The 302-nt window shown below is 66.2% G+C and carries 1 pseudogene; it reads left to right on the top strand.

What is annotated here, in order from left to right:
• A pseudogene (locus HMPREF2924_RS08205) lies at positions 1–302 on the top strand (PilN family type IVB pilus formation outer membrane protein); the annotation flags it as partial.

A 302-nucleotide genomic window follows, 5' to 3' on the forward strand; every position in this document is an offset into this window, starting at 1 on the left:
CGCGATACGGTGGTGTTCTCCGACAAACCCTGGGTCAGCACGAAACCCCTGAGCGTTTCGCACACCTTGTCCAGTGACTGCATCGTGACGTGGCGCCCTGCAGGCGCAGCGTCGCTGCAGGAGGCCGCCCAGGAAGTCATCAACCAGTGCCACATGGCGGTCAGTATCACGCCCGACGCGCTGAACCCGGCCGCCTTCGCCGTGCAACCTCAGCAGCGCGCGAGCAACGCCCCGCCGCCCATCCAAGGCGGCCAGGACATGGCCACCATGCTGTTTCCTGCCTCCGTCGCCAACGGCATGTC

The sequence above is a fragment of the Pseudomonas sp. HMSC063H08 genome (genome assembly GCF_001813645.1).
GTDB classification, from domain to species: Bacteria; Pseudomonadota; Gammaproteobacteria; order Pseudomonadales; family Pseudomonadaceae; genus Pseudomonas; species Pseudomonas aeruginosa.